The organism is Patiriisocius sp., assembly GCF_051252435.1.
GTDB lineage: Bacteria > Bacteroidota > Bacteroidia > Flavobacteriales > Flavobacteriaceae > Patiriisocius.
Genome location: NZ_JBPOFW010000003.1, coordinates 440,490 through 456,918 on the forward strand (window position 1 = coordinate 440,490; position 16,429 = coordinate 456,918).

Consider the following 16,429-nt stretch of genomic DNA (forward strand, 5'->3'; position numbering starts at 1 on the left):
ATAAATATCTTTTCTGAAATGTTTGAGTTGAAAAAAAGATGAATTGAGAATCTATAATACGCCTTTAAAACAACCTAAAATACCCAATATTGGTTATTTTAAAAGCTTATGTTGGAAATTATCTTTGATATCTATTAATAATCTATAAAATCTTATTTGTGAAATCAATTATTACTTTCTTATTATTTTTTATTTGTGGAATTACTGCAATAAGAGCTCAAGACACTATCATTAAAACCAATCAAGAGGAAATTGAGGCTAAAGTTATTGAAATAACTGATAGCACAATTAAATATAAAATATGGTTACGTCAAGAAGGTCCTATTTACAACATAAATAAAGATGAAGTTTTTATGATTCTTTATGCGAGTGGAGATAAGGAGTATTACACAGACAAAAAAAAGGATGCTAAAACCGAAGAAACTGTAAATAGCTTAAAAAAACCCGAACAAATGAAAAACCAAAACTATAATACAAATAGTACTGTTTCTTCCAATAAACAAAATTCAGGCAACAAAGAAGCTTTTAATTATAGAGACGGCGCAAAAGTTAATTATGGATTTGGTTATGACGCTGGTGCGGGGGACGGGGTTATATCGATTGGACTCTTTGCACCTTACTCCTTCTCATCTGACTCCCAAGGAAGTATAGAAATTGAAATAGGAGGAACATTCGTTTTCTATAATGGCTTAGGCATTGGAGGTAGTAATAATACAAGTATCTATAACTTTTCTGTTTCTGGAGGTTATGGTTTTTACATTTTTGATTCATTTAAAGTATCTGCAGGTTTAGGCTATTACATCGGTTTTGGAAATACTCGATTTAATAGCACTACAGATTCATTTACAATTAATGATATATATTATCACACAGGAGCAGAATATTGGTTCACTAATGGATTTGGAATGAATCTACGATACGATGCTATAATGGGGCCTAGTGTAGGAATTCTATTTCTTAATTTCTAAGAAAAATCAAAGTTAAAATTTAGCCAATCAGTAAAATTGAAAAGCCCCAACTTCAAATAAAGTTGGGGCTTCTTAACTTTTAAAATTTCAGCATTAATTCTTGATGGGAAGGTTGCTGTAATTTTTAGAATACATGAGCATTTGTGATTCAAAGCTTTCAGGTTGTATTACTTCAAATCCTGTAATTTCACCGTTGTCATCCATTTGAGGCGTTAAAACTGGATTTACAAAACCGCTGTAAGGCGCAGATGTAAATTGCTTGTTACGTTCTAAAATTTCTGCGTGTAATTCCTGGTCAACTTTTACGCCGTATCCCTCAACAAGTGCTTCTACGGCAGTGTAGTCACCCTCACTCTTTATACGTTGTGTCTCACGAAGTAGTTCGCCAAAAAGTTCATGTAATTTATCGTAATCATTTATTTTAAAATACGTTTTGCCATCTCTAGTAACTTTTTCAATTACATTGTCTTTTTTACCTTTTTCGTAAGCCCATGCAGATACCCATTGTCTGTTACGCATGTGCGCTTCCTCAACCTCATCACCTAAATTTAAGCGAATCAATTGAGTCATTAATCCGTTTCTAATGTATCCATCATAAGCAGCTGTTCCCACTTTTTTCCAGTCGTCAACCAACCCTAGTTCTTGTAATTTTGGATTATACAAATAGTATAATCCCACTAAGTCTGCTCTTCCTTCTTCCAACGTTGAAGCGTATGTTTTCAAAGTCTCTTTTGTTTCTCCAACACCAGGATTCAATTGTCCAGAAGCATGACCAATTACCTCGTGCAATGCGGTATGCAATTTGTCACCCAATTGACCGTATTCTTTTTCCAATTCATACTCCTCTTCACTATTAACAAACTCTCTCAATCTTCCCGAACTCCCAGCGTTGTTATACGCATTAATAATATTTCCTAAAGAAACACTCTTACTTCCAACGGCTGCTCTAATCCAGTTTGCATTTGGCAAGTTGACACCTATAGGCGTACTTGGAGAAGCATCTCCAGCCTCACCGGCAACGTTTACCACTTTATAGGTTACTCCTACAACATTTTTCTTTTTGTGCTCTTCCATCAATGGAGAATTATCCTCAAACCACTGTGCGTTTTCACTCAACACAGCCATTTTCTCTGACATGTCAAAATCTTTAATTTGTACAATTGTTTCATAAGAGCCTCTGTATCCCAATGGATCATTATACACTTCAATAAAGCTATTGATATAATCCACATTACCCTCGGTCGCAGCTGTCCAAGCTACATTATAATCATCCCAAGTCTGTAAATCCCCTGTGTTGTAATATTTAATCAATAAGCCTAGGGCATCTGCCTGCGCTTGATTTTCAGCAACACCCTGTGCTTTTTCTAACCACTTTACAATCTCGTCGATAGCACTACCGTAAAGTCCGCCAGATTTATAAACACGTTCTTTCAAAACACCATCCTCTTTTACCAATTGGCTGTTTAAACCAAAAGAAAGCGGCTTTTCAGGATTTGGTGATTTTTTTTCTTTGTAAAATTTTTCCACATCTGCATTCCCTACATTGGGGCCATAAAAATTAACGGCACTCATTTTTACATTGTCGATGCCCTTTGCTTGATTTACCTTTTTACTGTCCTTATCATTGAACAACACATCAAAAGCTTCGCCCTCAAGAGTTGCACCAGTTGCTGTCAAGAGACTTTTTAGATAATCCGCAGAAAAAGCAGGCTTCATTTTTTCGTTTGAATAGTGGTGGTGAATACCATTTGCAAACCAAACACGCTTCATATATAACTCAAAATTTTCCCAGTCTTCAGTAGATTTATCTCCGTCGTAGGTAGTGTGAATCTTTTCCAGTGCAGTACGTATTGCAAGATTGTGACGGTAGTTTTGGTCCCACATAATATCGCGCCCAGCTAGTCCAGCCTGTGTTAAATAATACACCAGTTTTTGCTCTTTTAATGTTAAATTTTCCCACCCCGGAATTTGATATCTGAGTACTTTTATATCTCCAAATTGGGTCACATTGTAATCAAACGTATCAGTCTTTTCAACCTTTGCCGTTTCGGTTTTTACTTCTTTACCCTTTTCCTCACAAGAGAAGAAAAGCATTGAGCCGCACACAGCAGCAAGTAATACTATATTTTTCATTGGTACATATTTAGTTTCCACAAATGTAATAAAATAATCGACCTATAATAATAAGGTACGGGATTGTCCTTGCAACATTTAGTTTCAATATTTATTCAAATTTCAGTTTCATTTTTAGGCTTACTTCGGAAATTTAAAACACCCACTTCTCTTGGTTTTTCATTTAAGATGGTTACTATCTTTATTTTATTAGAAAGGTGGAATTTTGTTATATTTCGGAAGCTATTAGTATACATTTTTAACTCTTTATAATCAACTTAAAATTTCCGAAAAAACAATATGCATCTCCTTTAAATACTGTATGGTACGTTTGTATTTTTAGTATATTTACGGCTCAAACCAACTTCCAACTCATGAAAATTTTAAAATATCTTTTCTTTTTGATTTTAATCGTGGTCATTGGTGGTGCCATTTATTTTGGGACCATGGACGGCGATTATGATATAAGTGATTCCAAAATTATTAAAGCACCGGTGGGTGTTGTTTTCAACAAAGTTAACGAATACAAGACCTGGGAAAATTGGGGCCCTTGGAAAGCCGAAGACCCAAACATGACCTTCACGTATGCCGAAAAAACCAGTGGTGAAGGTGCATCGTATTCTTGGGATGGAGATATGTCCGGTAGCATGACGACGACAAAAGTGATTCCCAATAGCGAAATCCAACAAGATTTAACCTTGCAAACGCCAGCAGGAGAACGCAATCCAAAAGTATATTGGACCTTTGAAGAAGTGCCGGAGGGGACGAAAGTAATATGGGGAATGAAAGGTGAGCATCCCCTAGTTGACAAGGCATATTACGCTTTGAGCGGAATGGATTTTGAAGCCGAAATGCACAAAATGAATGAACAGGGACTTAAAGGAATTGAGACTGCAGTCCTTGCAGATATGCAGAAATACGAAATCAATGTGGACGGTGTTACGCAATACGGTGGCGGTTTTTATATGTACGCAACGGCCTCGGCTACAATGGAAGATATATCTGTAAAAATGAGTCAGTTAATGAGAGAAGTTACTGGTTATATGGAGGAAAACAACATCCCAATGGCGGGAGCTCCATTTACAATCTATAACCAAATTGACGAAGCAGCGGGTACTGTAATTTTTAGTGCTGGAATTCCTACAAGAGAAAAGGTTGATACTCCAGAGGGCAGCAAAGCAATTTCAGGATATATGGATCCCATTACTGCTATTAAGACTACCCTCAAAGGGGATTACAAAAACCTTCCAGAAGCGTATGCCAAAGGTGCTGAGTATATTGCAAAAAATGGCTTTGTACCACACCCAAGTGCAAAAATGTTTGAGGTTTATCCAACAGACCCAACGGTAGTAAAAAATCCAGCCGAATGGATTACAGAAATTTATATGCCTGTCATTGAAAACATGGAAGAACAGAGAAGTATAAATTAATTTGTAAGGTTGAGCGCAGTCAAAACCTACTTAGCGCAGACCCATTATATTTTATTAAAAATTACAATTTTATTATACTTTTTAAATCACGTAAATAAACTTTGAAACAACTACTACTCGTATTTATAGGTGGAGGAATAGGAAGTAGCTTGCGTTATCTTGTAGGCTCTTATTTTGTGAATAACACCTCAGCCATTCCTTATGGAACGTTACTTGTCAATATTGTAGGTAGTTTTATTATAGGTATTCTTCTAGGAGAACTTCTTAAAAATCATGCGCTTTCTAGCACATTACTTTTATTGTTGGCAACCGGATTTTGTGGTGGCTTTACTACTTTTTCGGCATTTGCGTTTGAAAATTTCGAGCTCTTAAAAACTGGAAATTACATTGCTTTTTTAGGCTACACATTAGGAAGTATTCTACTAGGTATCCTTGCTATTGGTGCTGGTGTTTGGGTTTCTAAATTAGCCGTTTAATGATGCTCACCAAAATCTTTTACCCCCGCTTCAATCCTTACTTTTAAATCATTTTCTCGCGGCGGAATTGGGCAAGAATATCTACTATTATATGCGCAATAAGGATTATACGCTTTATTAAAGTCGATAACAATCGTATCACCTTCAGGAATGCGGGCATCTATAAATCTACCGCCGCCGTAGCTTCCGTCACCACTTGTAAAATCGGTAAAGGGTAAGAATAGGTAATCCACATACTCTGGGTCTTCCATAATGGGAACACTTTGATATAGGTTTAATTGTAGTTTTTCTCCATCCAAATCAAAATGGGCTTCGCCGTATTTTACATACTCGGGCAAACGATCTGTTGTGGTTGGCATCAAAAAAGGCTTTTCATCTGGCGTGCGCACAAATGTTGCTACTACTCTATATTTTAAATCGATGGGATAAAATTTTAATTTCTTAAATTCCTTTAAACCCTTTGGTGTTAAGATACTCGTTTCTGGATTTGAGAATTCCTCGTTTTCCTCTTTTTGATGTGTTACAATATCAATATATTCAGCACTGTGTTGTTGTGCAAATGTTAGCGTTGCAAAACTTGAAAACAATAGAAGTAATAGCTTTTTCAAAATATTAAAGATTAATTTTTTGACTTCAAATTATACTACAAATGAACTTCCAAAAAAGTAATATTATTAAAAAGTTTAGTTAAATTTTAGAGTTCTAATAATGTATTTTTTTAAAATGAAGTAGAGCAAAAATTAATACGGTTTTTAATTTAATTTTGTAGGAATTAATATAGGAAATTATATTTTATATCCGGCTTTAATTATAGAGGCCATAAAGTTTCAAATTCATTTCCGAAGAAAATCTAAGTTAATTATTGCTGAAATATGAATTCTACTACATTTCCGTAGAGAGCATAAAAAGAATTCCATTTAATACTTCCGATAAGTATCGGAATTTGAATTCTCATTTCAGAATTTAAAATAGTATTTTGCATGAAAACTACGACCATGCAAGAACAAGTTCAAGAAATAATCGAAGACACCACACCCCTATTCACAAATGACACCATCGTTTTTGGGTTGTTGATGATAGCGTTAGGACTCATATTTTATACCTCATCGCAAAAGGAAGGTTTTTGGGCTTCGTTCTATAAAATCGTACCGGCATTATTCATGGCGTACCTCATTCCCGCGGTATTGACTACCGCAGGAATTATATCGCCAGAGTGGATGTCAGTTTCTGAAACGGGTTCAATCACCGAAGGCTCTTCAAGTTTATATTACGTTTCAAGTCGCTATTTACTGCCGGCAGCACTCGTATTAATGACATTGAGTATTGATTTAAAAGCTGTGTTCAACTTAGGGCCAAAGGCATTGATTATGTTCTTAACAGGAACCGTGGGAATTATCTTAGGCGGTCCCATCGCAGTCCTTTTAATAGGTACAATCTCCCCCGAAACTGTGGGTGGCGAAGGCGCAGATGCAGTATGGAGAGGATTGTCAACACTCGCAGGTAGTTGGATTGGCGGTGGAGCAAATCAAACCGCAATGCTCGAAGTTTACGGTTACAATCAAGCGTTGTATGGCGGGATGGTTTTCGTCGATATCGTAATTGCAAATATCTGGATGGCAATTATTTTAATTGGTATTGGAAAATCGGCTAAAATTGATAAATGGTTGGGAGCAGACACCTCTGCCATTGAAGCTTTAAAAGAAAAAGTTTCAAATTACTCCCTCGAAAAAGAACGAAACCCTTCATTGACAGATTTAATGGTTCTTGCGGCTATTGCATTTGGTACCGTTGGGTTTGCGCATTTTGGCGCGGGATATATGAGTGCAATTTTCACAGACTTTGTCAACGGACTCGAAAAAGGATTGACTAGAAACCTATTTACATTTTTAAGTTCATCATTTTTCTGGATGATTTCCATCACTACAATTATAGGAATCATATTATCATACACCAAGTTGCGCAGTTATGAAGGAGCGGGCGCGAGTAAATTTGGTAGCGTATTTATTTACATCCTGGTCGCTTCCATCGGGATGAAAATGGACTTGATGCTCATTTTTGACAATTTAGGGCTCATCGCCATAGGTGCTGTTTGGATGGCCATCCACGCAGGGCTTTTAATTCTTATTGCAAAATTGATCAAAGCGCCGTATTTCTTTCTCGCTGTGGGAAGTCAAGCAAACGTGGGAGGTGCTGCTTCTGCGCCCATCGTGGCATCTGCCTTTCATCCTTCGCTCGCTACCGTTGGGGTATTGTTGGCGGTTTTTGGCTATGCCATAGGAACAATTGGTGCTGTGGCTTGTACTTTTTTAATGCAACTCGCTGCGGTCTCTTAATTTAATTTTACCTTATATTTTTGAACGTCCCACTTCGGTCTTTCGTCTTTTTCGTGCATCTTTGCGCTTCAAAATTTTGACTTGATTATGAAGAATATTCTATGTGTGCTCGGTATTTGTTTACTACTTATAAATTGCGGTAAAGGGGAAAACGAAATGTTTCTCAGCGGAAATATCAAAGGGTTAAAAACCGGAACCATTGTTTTACAAAAAATTCAAGACACCACACTAGTTTCATTGGATAGCGTTGTGGTGGATGGAGATAGTAATTTTAGCTTTTCAGAAGTTGTTGAAAGTCCAGAAATGCACTATTTATATTTGCGTTTAGAGAACGGAGATTTAATTGACGAACGCATCCCCTTCTTTGCTGAAGCTTCAGAAATTTCCATAAATACCACGCTCGATGGTTTTGCAAAAGACGCTGTGATAAAGGGTTCAAAAAATGATTCTATTTTGAAATTGCACGACAAATTAATGCAACGTTACATTGACAGAAATCTAGATTTGACAGCAAAGAATTTTGAAGCATTGAGAGATGAAAATGACACCCTTTTAGCTCAAACAAAGCAACAGCAGGAACGTTTACTAAGTTCTAAATATTTAGCAACAATTAATTTTGCTGTGAATCAAAAAGACTACGAAGTAGCGCCTTATTTAGCGTTGGCAAGAATTAGCGATGCAAACATTAAATATTTGGATACCATCTATAAAGCGATTACCCCAAAAATAAAAGACTCCAAATACGGTAAAGCATTGGAGTCTTATATTTCAGAAAGGAAATCTGAGAATCAATAGTTTACAACTTATTGATTCTATCGATTAAAGCTCTTCCTTTAGTTTCAAGTTCATTGGTCACTGCTTTAAAATGTTGCTTTTTATTGTCAACATCTTTAGCGTTTACTTTAACGATAAGCTCATCAAAAGTAGCGATAGCGTCATCGATAATTTTTTCGGCATCTTTAGCATCTTTTTCAGGATTTGTTAACTCCCAGATATATACAGCTTCGATGATGTCGCCAAGTACATAATTAATATCTTTCTTTAAATTTCTTACGTTTGCCATGTTTAATTTCCGCGTAGGCGGGTAACTATTTGATTAATACTAGTATTGAATTATTTTTTAATTGCCCGCAAAAGTACAACTATTAAGGAATATACACCTCTAAAAGTGTGGCAGATTGCGTTTTGATCATCAAATTTGCTAGGCTGTGTGGTATAAGAATTGTCTCACCTGTTTCAATATCTTCACTATAATTGTATGCTGTAAAGGTTGCATTTCCAGCGACACACATATACACGACAAAACTATCTTTTGAAGTCAAATCTCGTTGTATATCTTTAGAAAGCACCAATTTATTTGTTTCAAAAAACTCCGATTTCTTTAAGAGGACCGCTTTGTTTTCTTCTTCGGAAATATGAATCTCATCATCCACTTCGTTATAATTGATAGCTTCTATCGCCTCTTTTGCATGCAATTCTCGCATCTTTCCATCGAGGTCGGGTCTATTCCAATCATAAATACGATAGGTGATATCGCTAGTTTGTTGAATTTCTGCAAGAACAACACCCGCGCCAATGGCATGTACTGTACCGGGTGCAATGAAAAAACAATCGCCTTCGTTTACCTTTTTTGAAACAAGGACATCTGTTATTCTATTTTCTGAAATGTGCTGTTCAAAAATCTGTTTTGTAGTTCCTTCTTTGAAACCGATGATGATTCTTGCATTTTCTTCGGCATCCATGATGTACCACATTTCGGTTTTACCAAAAGCGTTGTGTCTTTTCTTTGCTAAAGTATCATTGGGATGTAATTGTACAGATAAGTCGTCTGCGGCATCGATAAATTTAAAAAGTAAAGGAAATTTATTTCCGAAACGTTTATAGACTTTCTCCCCAATAAATTCGGCGCCAAAAGTTTCAATGAGCATATTGAGAGAATGTCCTTTTAAAGTCCCATTTGCGACTACCGAAACGCTTTCTTCCACTCCTGAAAGTTCCCAACTCTCCCCTATTTTACCGGATGCATTTTTATTAAAACGTTGGTTCAATTTTGTTCCACCCCAAACCTTTTCCTTTAAAATAGGAACAAATTTTAAGAGATGGAGTTCTTTTTTCATTAAGCTAACTTCTTTAATTGGCGCAACGCTCCCTCAATATGCGGAGTAGCGTTCATGGATTTAAATTTTGTGATAAGTACGCCGTCTTTGTCAAAAACAAAGGTTTCTCTTCCCGAAACCAAACCTAGTAAGTCGTTTTTTACACCAAATAACTTGCGAACTTTCTTTTTTGAATCTGCTAACAAGGTAAATGGGAGGTTGAATTTCGAGGCAAATTTTTGATGTGATTTTTCAGAATCAGCACTAATACCAATAACTTTTACATTATGTGCCGTAAAGTCCTCATAACTATCACGAAAACTACATACCTCTTTTGTACATTCGGAAGTGAAGTTTTTTGGGTAGAAAAAAATGACAACGGCTTGCTTTCCTTTTAAGGATGAAGAAGAAAACGTAGTCCCGTTTTGGTTTTTTAATTCAAAGTTTGGCATTAATGTGCCTCTTTCGATGCTCATTAGTTTCCGTTGTAGATTACAAAATTGCGAGGGGTTTCGTATAATTTTACTGTAATCTGAAATTGCTGCTCAATACGATTTCTTAGTTTTTCCCAAATAATGATGGCAATATTTTCCATTGTTGGGATGAGCTCCTTAAATTCTGGCACTTCTACATTGAGGTTTTTATGGTCAAAAGCATCTTCAATTTCTTCTTTGATGATGTCTTTGAGTAATTTCATGTCAATTAAAAAACCGGTTTCTGGATCTATTGTTCCAGTAATTCCAACTTCTAATTCATAGTTGTGCCCGTGGAAATTAGGGTTGCTACATTTCCCAAATATTTTGGCATTTTTATCATCGCTCCATTCTTTGCGGTATAGGCGGTGTGCTGCGTTAAAATGTGCTTTTCTGTAAACTGTGAGACTCATAATTTTAAATGTTCAAAGGATTCGGCAAATATAATTTTGAACCATTCGGTGTACAGTTCGGGGTGTTTTTTTATGTCGGTTTTTACTTCGTTTAAAGGCATCCATTTCCAAGCGGCTACTTCATCTTCATTGATTTGTGGCATGCCGTTAAAATTTCCGAGGAGAATATGGTCGAGTTCATGTTCTGTAAGTCCGTTATCAAAAGGTGCTTTGTAAATGAACGAAATAGTGTCTTTAAGGGCAGTCGTGAAACCCATTTCCTCTTGTAAACGGCGCGTACCGGCTTCAATATTGCTTTCTCCAACGCGCTGATGACTGCAGCAGGTATTTGTCCAAAGACCCGGAGAATGATATTTATGGAGGGCGCGTTGTTGCAACATCAAATCGTTATTGTCATTGAGTACAAAAACGGAAAACGCTCTATGTAAGACACCTTTTTGGTGTGCTTCCATTTTAGGCATTACCCCTATTTGTTCGTCGTTTTTATTGACTAAAATAACTTTCTCTTCGGTCATTTCTTTTTTTGTAAAAATACAAAATAACCAACGTGCTTAAAACAAAAAGAGCACCTCTTCATGGAGGTGCTCTTTTTAATTACTAATCTTTACAATAATCTTTTAATTTCTTACTCTTTGATTAGCATTGTTATCAATCTTTTCATTCCCGTTCTGAATTAAAAATACAGACCTTCTATTTAAATCGTGTTTTGAATCTGAACATGGAACACCATCTGAACATTCATTAGTCAATCTGTTCTCTCCATAACCTTTAGCTGTTAATCTGTTGGCATCTATGCCTTTGCTAATTAACCACTGTCTTGTAGATTGTGCTCTACGGTCGCTCAAAGCTTCGTTATATTTAAATGAACCGCGACTATCTGTGTGAGATTCAATGTGAATGATTAACTCAGGATATTCACGCATTGCGGAAAGGATTTTTGCCAGTTCTTCTTCGGCTTTGGAAGTAATAAAGCTCTTGTCAAAGTCAAAATAGATAGGTTGTAAATCTAATCTACATCCTAAATCATTTTCAGGACAAGGGTCGATAGGTGTCAATGGAATTCTCAAATTTAACTTTTCAACCTTATTGGGAGTTGTAATGATTTCTTCATTTGGCTCATATCCAGTTTTTGATGCTCTTACCGTATATTGAGATTCACATTCAGAATCAGGGAACGAAAACTCGCCCTTCTCATTTGTTATCTGATTACCTATTTCTGTGTTTGTGTCATCTAAAAGAAGTACCGTAGCACCAGGAATGATAAGTCCTGTTTTTTTATCAACTACAACACCTGCAATATCAACTTTACATTTTGAAAATTGAATTCGATAAATATCATCGTTTACACTTCCTTGTTCACCATCTCTATTTGAGGTAAGAAAACCTAAATTTTTATCTTCATCAATTATAATTGCAAAATCATCTTGATTACTATTTGCTGGGATACCAATGTTTTTTATCTCGCCCACTGAACCTTCGTCATTAATGGTTGTTGAATAAATATCAAAACCACCTAAACCTGGTCGGCCGTCAGTCGCAAAATAAAGATTTCCATTTTTACTAATAAACGGGTAGGATTCACGAGCTTCTGTGTTGATACTTGGCCCTAAATTAACAGGGTCTCCATAAAGACCATCACCTTTAATTTCAACGAAATATAAATCTGACATCCCTAAGGTTGGCTGTAAATTTGAATCCTTAAGATTTCCAGGCATGTCTGATGCGAAATATAATTTTTTCTCATCTAAACTCAATGCTGGATGTGCCGTAGAATATTCTTTACTATTAAACGGTAACTCCTTTACATCACCCCAATTTCCATCATCGCCTTTAGTTGCAGTATATAATTTTAAGCGAATGGTTTTCTCTTTGTCCTTCCCTGCTTTTCCTTTAATAAAGTTATTTCTTGTAAAGTAAATTGTTTTTCCATCTTTGGTAAACACTGCAGATGATTCATGGTACTCAGTATTTATTACATTGGAAAGAGGGGTTTTGTTTGATAATTCGCCTAAAGAATCCTTATCAGCTGTAAACAAATCTAAGTAAGGCTGGTTTGTCCAATCAGAAGTGCGACTTCCTGTAGTTCCTTGTGCAGAAGCAAACACTATTTTATCACCATAATACGCCGAACCAAAATCTGAAGTTGGAGAACTAATCGAGGTCTTTTCTAATTCATATTTTTTAGATAAAAATGCTATAACGCTCAAATAGCTTTTATTTTCCTTGAAATTTCTGATTACAAGGTTATCTCCCGTCATTGCAGAATAGGTCTCCATTAATTTATCTGACCTTTCATAGTTATTTACAGATTTATAACTCTGTGCTGCTCTCAAATAATATTGAGCCTCTACTTCACTAGGAAATGTATCTATAAGTCTTCCATACCACTTGGAAGCATTATCATAATCACTGTTCCAATAGTACGTATCCCCTAATTTTTTGAATATCTGTGCAGATGCATATCCATCTTCAACGACCTTGAGATAAATATCTCGTGCGTCGATGTATGCGAAACGGTCAAACTCTTTGTCCGCTTTTTTTATTTTTTTCTCTTGCGAAAACATAACCCCAGCACATAAAAATGCTAATGTTATGAGTAGTAATTTGCTACTGTTTTTTATTGCTTTCATAGTTGCCCCAAATTTATTCTGAAATTTTATCAGAAACTTTATTTTATTTTATTCCGATATACTTACTTCGGAAATGTTAATCAAATACCCCTCTTCCCCAAGAGTTGTATTTCGGTTTTATTTTTTAGAAGAAACGAGGTGTCAATACACGTTCTGGTTTCTTGAACACATCAAATCGTAACATTAACTCGTAAGAACCATCGCTAAACTGCTCTATATCTGTTGATTGATAATCATATCCGAAACCAATAAACACGCTATCAGATGCTTGAAATCCTAACATTGCACTTACAGCAGCACTCCATCTGTATGCCGCCCCAATTGTAAATTTTTCATTAATCAACGCATTTAAAGAAAGGTCTGCTTGAAGCGGTGCTCCACTAACAGCTTTTCCTAAAAAGGCTGGTTTTAATTTTAAATTTTCAGAAACGTCAAATACATATCCAGCGATTAAAAAGTAGTGTAAATTTTCTTGAGGTGTTGACTCAATAGTTGTATTTTCAAGACTTCCTTCATCAAAGTGACGTGTAGTCAAAAAGTTAGGTACCGATAATCCTGCGTAAAACTTATCTGTATTATAATATAATCCTGCCCCAATTTGAGGTTGAAACTTATTGTCTATGTTATTTTGAAATCTTGGGTCTCCAGCATCGGCAATATTGAGCCTATCAAAGTTAACATCTAATAAGTGCATACCTGCTTTCAATCCAAAAGATAACTCTGCAGTTTCAGACGTACTTATTGAATACGAATAGTCCACCGTAAGATTCGTCTCGTTTGCTGGACCAATCTGGTCATGAACTACAGACAATCCCAATCCCATATTTTCATTGACACCCAATGGACTGTCTACGGTAAATGTTCCTGTTTGTGGTGCACCTTCCAGTCCTACCCATTGCGTGCGCAATAGCAACCCAAAGCTTAACGCATCTCTATTACCTACATACCCAGGATTTACAATTTGCGTATTATACATGTACTGCGTGTACTGTGGGTCTTGCTGAGCTTGACTTACTAGAGTTCCTAGAAAGGCTGCTAAGATTAAAAATAAATACTTTTGTTTCATAATGCTATGTTTTTAAGACCAGCAGCACGTTACTGCTGCTGGTTTTAAGTATTCCTATTTGTTTATTATCTGTTTAAGTATAAATATCCTGCGTAACTATCTTCACCTGGATTTTGACCGTTGAACTTAATGATATAGTAGTACGTTCCGGTAGGGAGTAAATCATTTTGATTGATTGTCTCTCTTCCTTGTGATAAACCTGTAAATACATTTTCAGTATCGTCAGATCCACCGTATCCATCTGTCTCAAATACTTGTACACCCCATCTATTGAAAATCTTCACGTTATTATCAGGGTATTCACTAATACCTTGTATCAAGAAGAAGTCATTCTGACCGTTACCATCTGGCGATACAGCATTGAAGATAATAAATGGCGCATCAACGTTTGGTAAAATTGTTACCGTTACGTCATCTGGATTACCGTCTCCATTAGGGTCAACATTTGTTGGATCTGTAGGGTCATCAGATAAATCTGTGATATCATCACCTCCACTCGTTGTTCCCGTAACTGTTGCTTGATTGACAACCTCACCGTTATCTATATCTTCTTGCGTTATAGCATACGTTGCAGTAAATGTAGTATTATCTACTTCTCCTGGTGCTAATTCTGCGATAGGTCCTCCAGTTATTATAATACCTGGTAATGGATCTTCAATAGTGATATTATAAAGCGTTACATTTCCTGTGTTAGTCACGAAGAATGCGTATTCTATAATTTCTCCTACTTCGGTAATTCCATTCATATTAGCGTCAACAAATACTCCCGTTTTCTCAACAGCGATTGCTGGCTCTTGACAAACATTTGTCACAGTCATATCATCCTCAAAGTTACTGTTGTTGTCTGAAAGGTCACTAACTACATTACCCATAGGATCTAATCCTTCAGCAAGTGCTTGATTGTTAACCGAACCATTATCCAAGTCATCCTGTACTACAGTATAAACTCCAGAGAATGTTTCAGTATCACTATCTCCTGCCAATATTGTTACCGGTCCTCCAATTACGGTTATCATTGGATCAGTAACAATAACTTGTGTTAAGGTTACATTTCCGAGGTTCGTAACAACAAAGTCATAAACAATTGTTTCTCCTAAGTCAACACAACCGTTACCGTTCTCATCCGTTGGTGTTCCCGTTTTAATAAGAGCAATGATAGCTTGATTACACAACATTGTTATTGTTGGATCATCTTCAGTATACACATTGTTATCTGAAATGTCACTAACAATATCACCATCTGGATTCAATCCAGTAACCGTCGCTGTGTTTTCCACAAGGCCCATATTAATGTCAGCTTGTGTAACTAAATAGGTAGCTGTGAAAGCTGTAGTATCCTCTTCTCCAGGAAGCAATGTAATGGGTCCTCCTTGAACATTTACTAATGCATCATCAATATCAATATTAGTCAATGTGGTGTTACCATTATTAATAACGCTGAATGTATATGTGATTGTTTCTTTTACATCGGCACAACCATCACCATTGGCATCATTAAATGTTCCTATTTTAATCAAGGCAATACTATCATTTTGACATAAAGTTGTTACCGTAGGATCATCTCCAGTTGGGTCTGTTTCATCTGAGATATCACTTACAATAGTACCATCTGGTGCTGTACCAAATCCTGTCGCTGTGTTTGTAAATGAGCCTGCATCAATATCTGCTTGTTGCACTGAATACACACCAGTAATTGTAGTGTTATCCTGAGCTCCAGGCGCTAATGTTGCAATAGGACCTCCTATTACAATTACATCAATATTACTATCAGTCACCGTGACGTTTGTAAGCGTTACGTTACCTGTATTGATTACTGTAAATTGGTAATCAATAGTCTCAAGTACATCTGTACATCCATCACCATTTTGATCATTGAGCGTTCCTACTTTTAGTAAAGCAATAGAAGCGTTTTGACAAAGTGTGATTACCGTAGGATCATCTTCTGAAATAACGCTTTCATCTGAAACGTCACTCACTTGACCATTAGATCCATCTGCAGTTACAGTCGCAGTGTTCATTACCATTCCAGCATCAATATCCGCTTGATCAATAATGTAATCTGCTAAGTATGTCCAAATCTCATCAACTTCAAGAATTCCATTGGCGTTATCATCACCTGAATCAGGTCCAGGAACAACTCCTCCAAGTAAAGCATCAGTCAATACAACATTTGATAAACTTGTATTTCCTTCATTCGTAACAGTAAACGTGTAGCTAATAGTTTCATTAGGGTTTGAACATCCATCACCGTCAAGGTCATTGAATATTCCCGTTTTAATTAAACCGATAGCATCGTTTTGACACAATGTAATTACAGTAGCATCATCATTGGTAATATCTGTACCAGAAATATCCGATACTGGTCCAAGTGATCCTGTTCCATTTACCGTAGCAGTATTTGTAATACTTCCAAGGTCGATATCATCCTGTGT

The 16,429-nt window shown here is 36.3% G+C and carries 15 protein-coding genes; 5 read left to right on the forward strand and 10 right to left on the reverse strand.

Annotated features, from left to right (window positions below; all coding sequences use genetic code 11):
• Window positions 1-158 precede the first annotated feature (158 nt).
• Complete coding sequence (locus ACSHW7_RS09515; RefSeq protein WP_435679111.1) at window positions 159-968, forward strand: hypothetical protein; 810 nt, start codon at window positions 159-161, stop codon at window positions 966-968.
• Between the two features lie 93 nt (window positions 969-1,061).
• On the opposite strand, the gene ACSHW7_RS09520 is transcribed toward ACSHW7_RS09515, so the two are convergent.
• Window positions 1,062-3,101 carry a dipeptidyl-peptidase 3 family protein gene (locus ACSHW7_RS09520; protein ID WP_435679112.1) on the reverse strand — a complete coding sequence of 680 codons (2,040 nt, stop codon included), beginning with the start codon at window positions 3,099-3,101 and terminating at the stop codon, window positions 1,062-1,064.
• A gap of 353 nt (window positions 3,102-3,454) precedes the next feature.
• Between ACSHW7_RS09520 and ACSHW7_RS09525 the strand changes: the two genes are divergently transcribed.
• Both ACSHW7_RS09525 and crcB read left to right on the forward strand, forming a co-directional pair.
• Window positions 3,455-4,510 carry an SRPBCC family protein gene (locus tag ACSHW7_RS09525; protein ID WP_435679113.1) on the forward strand — a complete coding sequence of 352 codons (1,056 nt, stop codon included), beginning with the start codon at window positions 3,455-3,457 and terminating at the stop codon, window positions 4,508-4,510.
• A 101-nt stretch (window positions 4,511-4,611) separates the two neighbouring features.
• Window positions 4,612-4,986, forward strand: coding sequence for a fluoride efflux transporter CrcB (crcB, locus tag ACSHW7_RS09530; protein ID WP_435679114.1), 375 nt, complete (start codon window positions 4,612-4,614; stop codon window positions 4,984-4,986).
• Here crcB and ACSHW7_RS09535 read toward each other — a convergent pair.
• The gene (locus ACSHW7_RS09535; RefSeq protein ID WP_435679115.1) at window positions 4,983-5,594 is read right to left on the reverse strand and encodes a DUF1684 domain-containing protein; all 612 of its coding nucleotides are present in this window, start codon (window positions 5,592-5,594) and stop codon (window positions 4,983-4,985) included. The genes crcB and ACSHW7_RS09535 overlap by 4 nt on opposite strands.
• Window positions 5,595-5,966: 372 nt before the next feature.
• On the opposite strand from ACSHW7_RS09535, the gene ACSHW7_RS09540 reads away from it, so the two are divergent.
• Together ACSHW7_RS09540 and ACSHW7_RS09545 are read left to right on the forward strand one after the other, a co-directional pair.
• Window positions 5,967-7,319 carry a DUF819 domain-containing protein gene (locus ACSHW7_RS09540; protein ID WP_435679116.1) on the forward strand — a complete coding sequence of 451 codons (1,353 nt, stop codon included), beginning with the start codon at window positions 5,967-5,969 and terminating at the stop codon, window positions 7,317-7,319.
• An 87-nt stretch (window positions 7,320-7,406) separates the two neighbouring features.
• Window positions 7,407-8,114, forward strand: coding sequence for a DUF4369 domain-containing protein (locus tag ACSHW7_RS09545; protein WP_435679117.1), 708 nt, complete (start codon window positions 7,407-7,409; stop codon window positions 8,112-8,114).
• Window position 8,115: 1 nt separating this feature from the next.
• On the opposite strand, the gene ACSHW7_RS09550 is transcribed toward ACSHW7_RS09545, so the two are convergent.
• The 8 genes from ACSHW7_RS09550 to ACSHW7_RS09585 all read right to left on the reverse strand — a co-directional run.
• Entirely contained in the window at window positions 8,116-8,382 is a 267-nt protein-coding gene (locus ACSHW7_RS09550; RefSeq protein WP_435679118.1) for a hypothetical protein, read from the reverse strand.
• Window positions 8,383-8,464: 82 nt separating this feature from the next.
• Window positions 8,465-9,436, reverse strand: a complete 972-nt coding sequence (locus ACSHW7_RS09555; RefSeq protein ID WP_435679119.1) for a type I phosphomannose isomerase catalytic subunit — start codon at window positions 9,434-9,436, stop codon at window positions 8,465-8,467.
• On the reverse strand, window positions 9,436-9,891 hold the full coding sequence (locus ACSHW7_RS09560) for a peroxiredoxin (protein WP_435679120.1): 456 nt from the start codon (window positions 9,889-9,891) through the stop codon (window positions 9,436-9,438). Before ACSHW7_RS09560 ends, ACSHW7_RS09555 begins: the two co-directional genes overlap by 1 nt.
• Window positions 9,891-10,301, reverse strand: a complete 411-nt coding sequence (locus ACSHW7_RS09565) for a 6-pyruvoyl trahydropterin synthase family protein (protein WP_435679121.1) — start codon at window positions 10,299-10,301, stop codon at window positions 9,891-9,893. The genes ACSHW7_RS09560 and ACSHW7_RS09565 overlap by 1 nt, the downstream gene beginning before the upstream one ends.
• Complete coding sequence (gene idi, locus ACSHW7_RS09570) at window positions 10,298-10,816, reverse strand: isopentenyl-diphosphate Delta-isomerase (protein ID WP_435679122.1); 519 nt, start codon at window positions 10,814-10,816, stop codon at window positions 10,298-10,300. The genes ACSHW7_RS09565 and idi overlap by 4 nt, the downstream gene beginning before the upstream one ends.
• A 102-nt stretch (window positions 10,817-10,918) precedes the next feature.
• The gene (locus ACSHW7_RS09575; RefSeq protein WP_435679123.1) at window positions 10,919-12,931 is read right to left on the reverse strand and encodes an OmpA family protein; all 2,013 of its coding nucleotides are present in this window, start codon (window positions 12,929-12,931) and stop codon (window positions 10,919-10,921) included.
• Between the two features lie 124 nt (window positions 12,932-13,055).
• On the reverse strand, window positions 13,056-13,997 hold the full coding sequence (locus ACSHW7_RS09580; RefSeq protein ID WP_435679124.1) for a PorP/SprF family type IX secretion system membrane protein: 942 nt from the start codon (window positions 13,995-13,997) through the stop codon (window positions 13,056-13,058).
• 65 nt (window positions 13,998-14,062) lie between these two features.
• On the reverse strand, window positions 14,063-16,429 hold a 2,367-nt coding region (locus ACSHW7_RS09585; RefSeq protein WP_435679125.1), incomplete at its 5' end, for a DUF7507 domain-containing protein.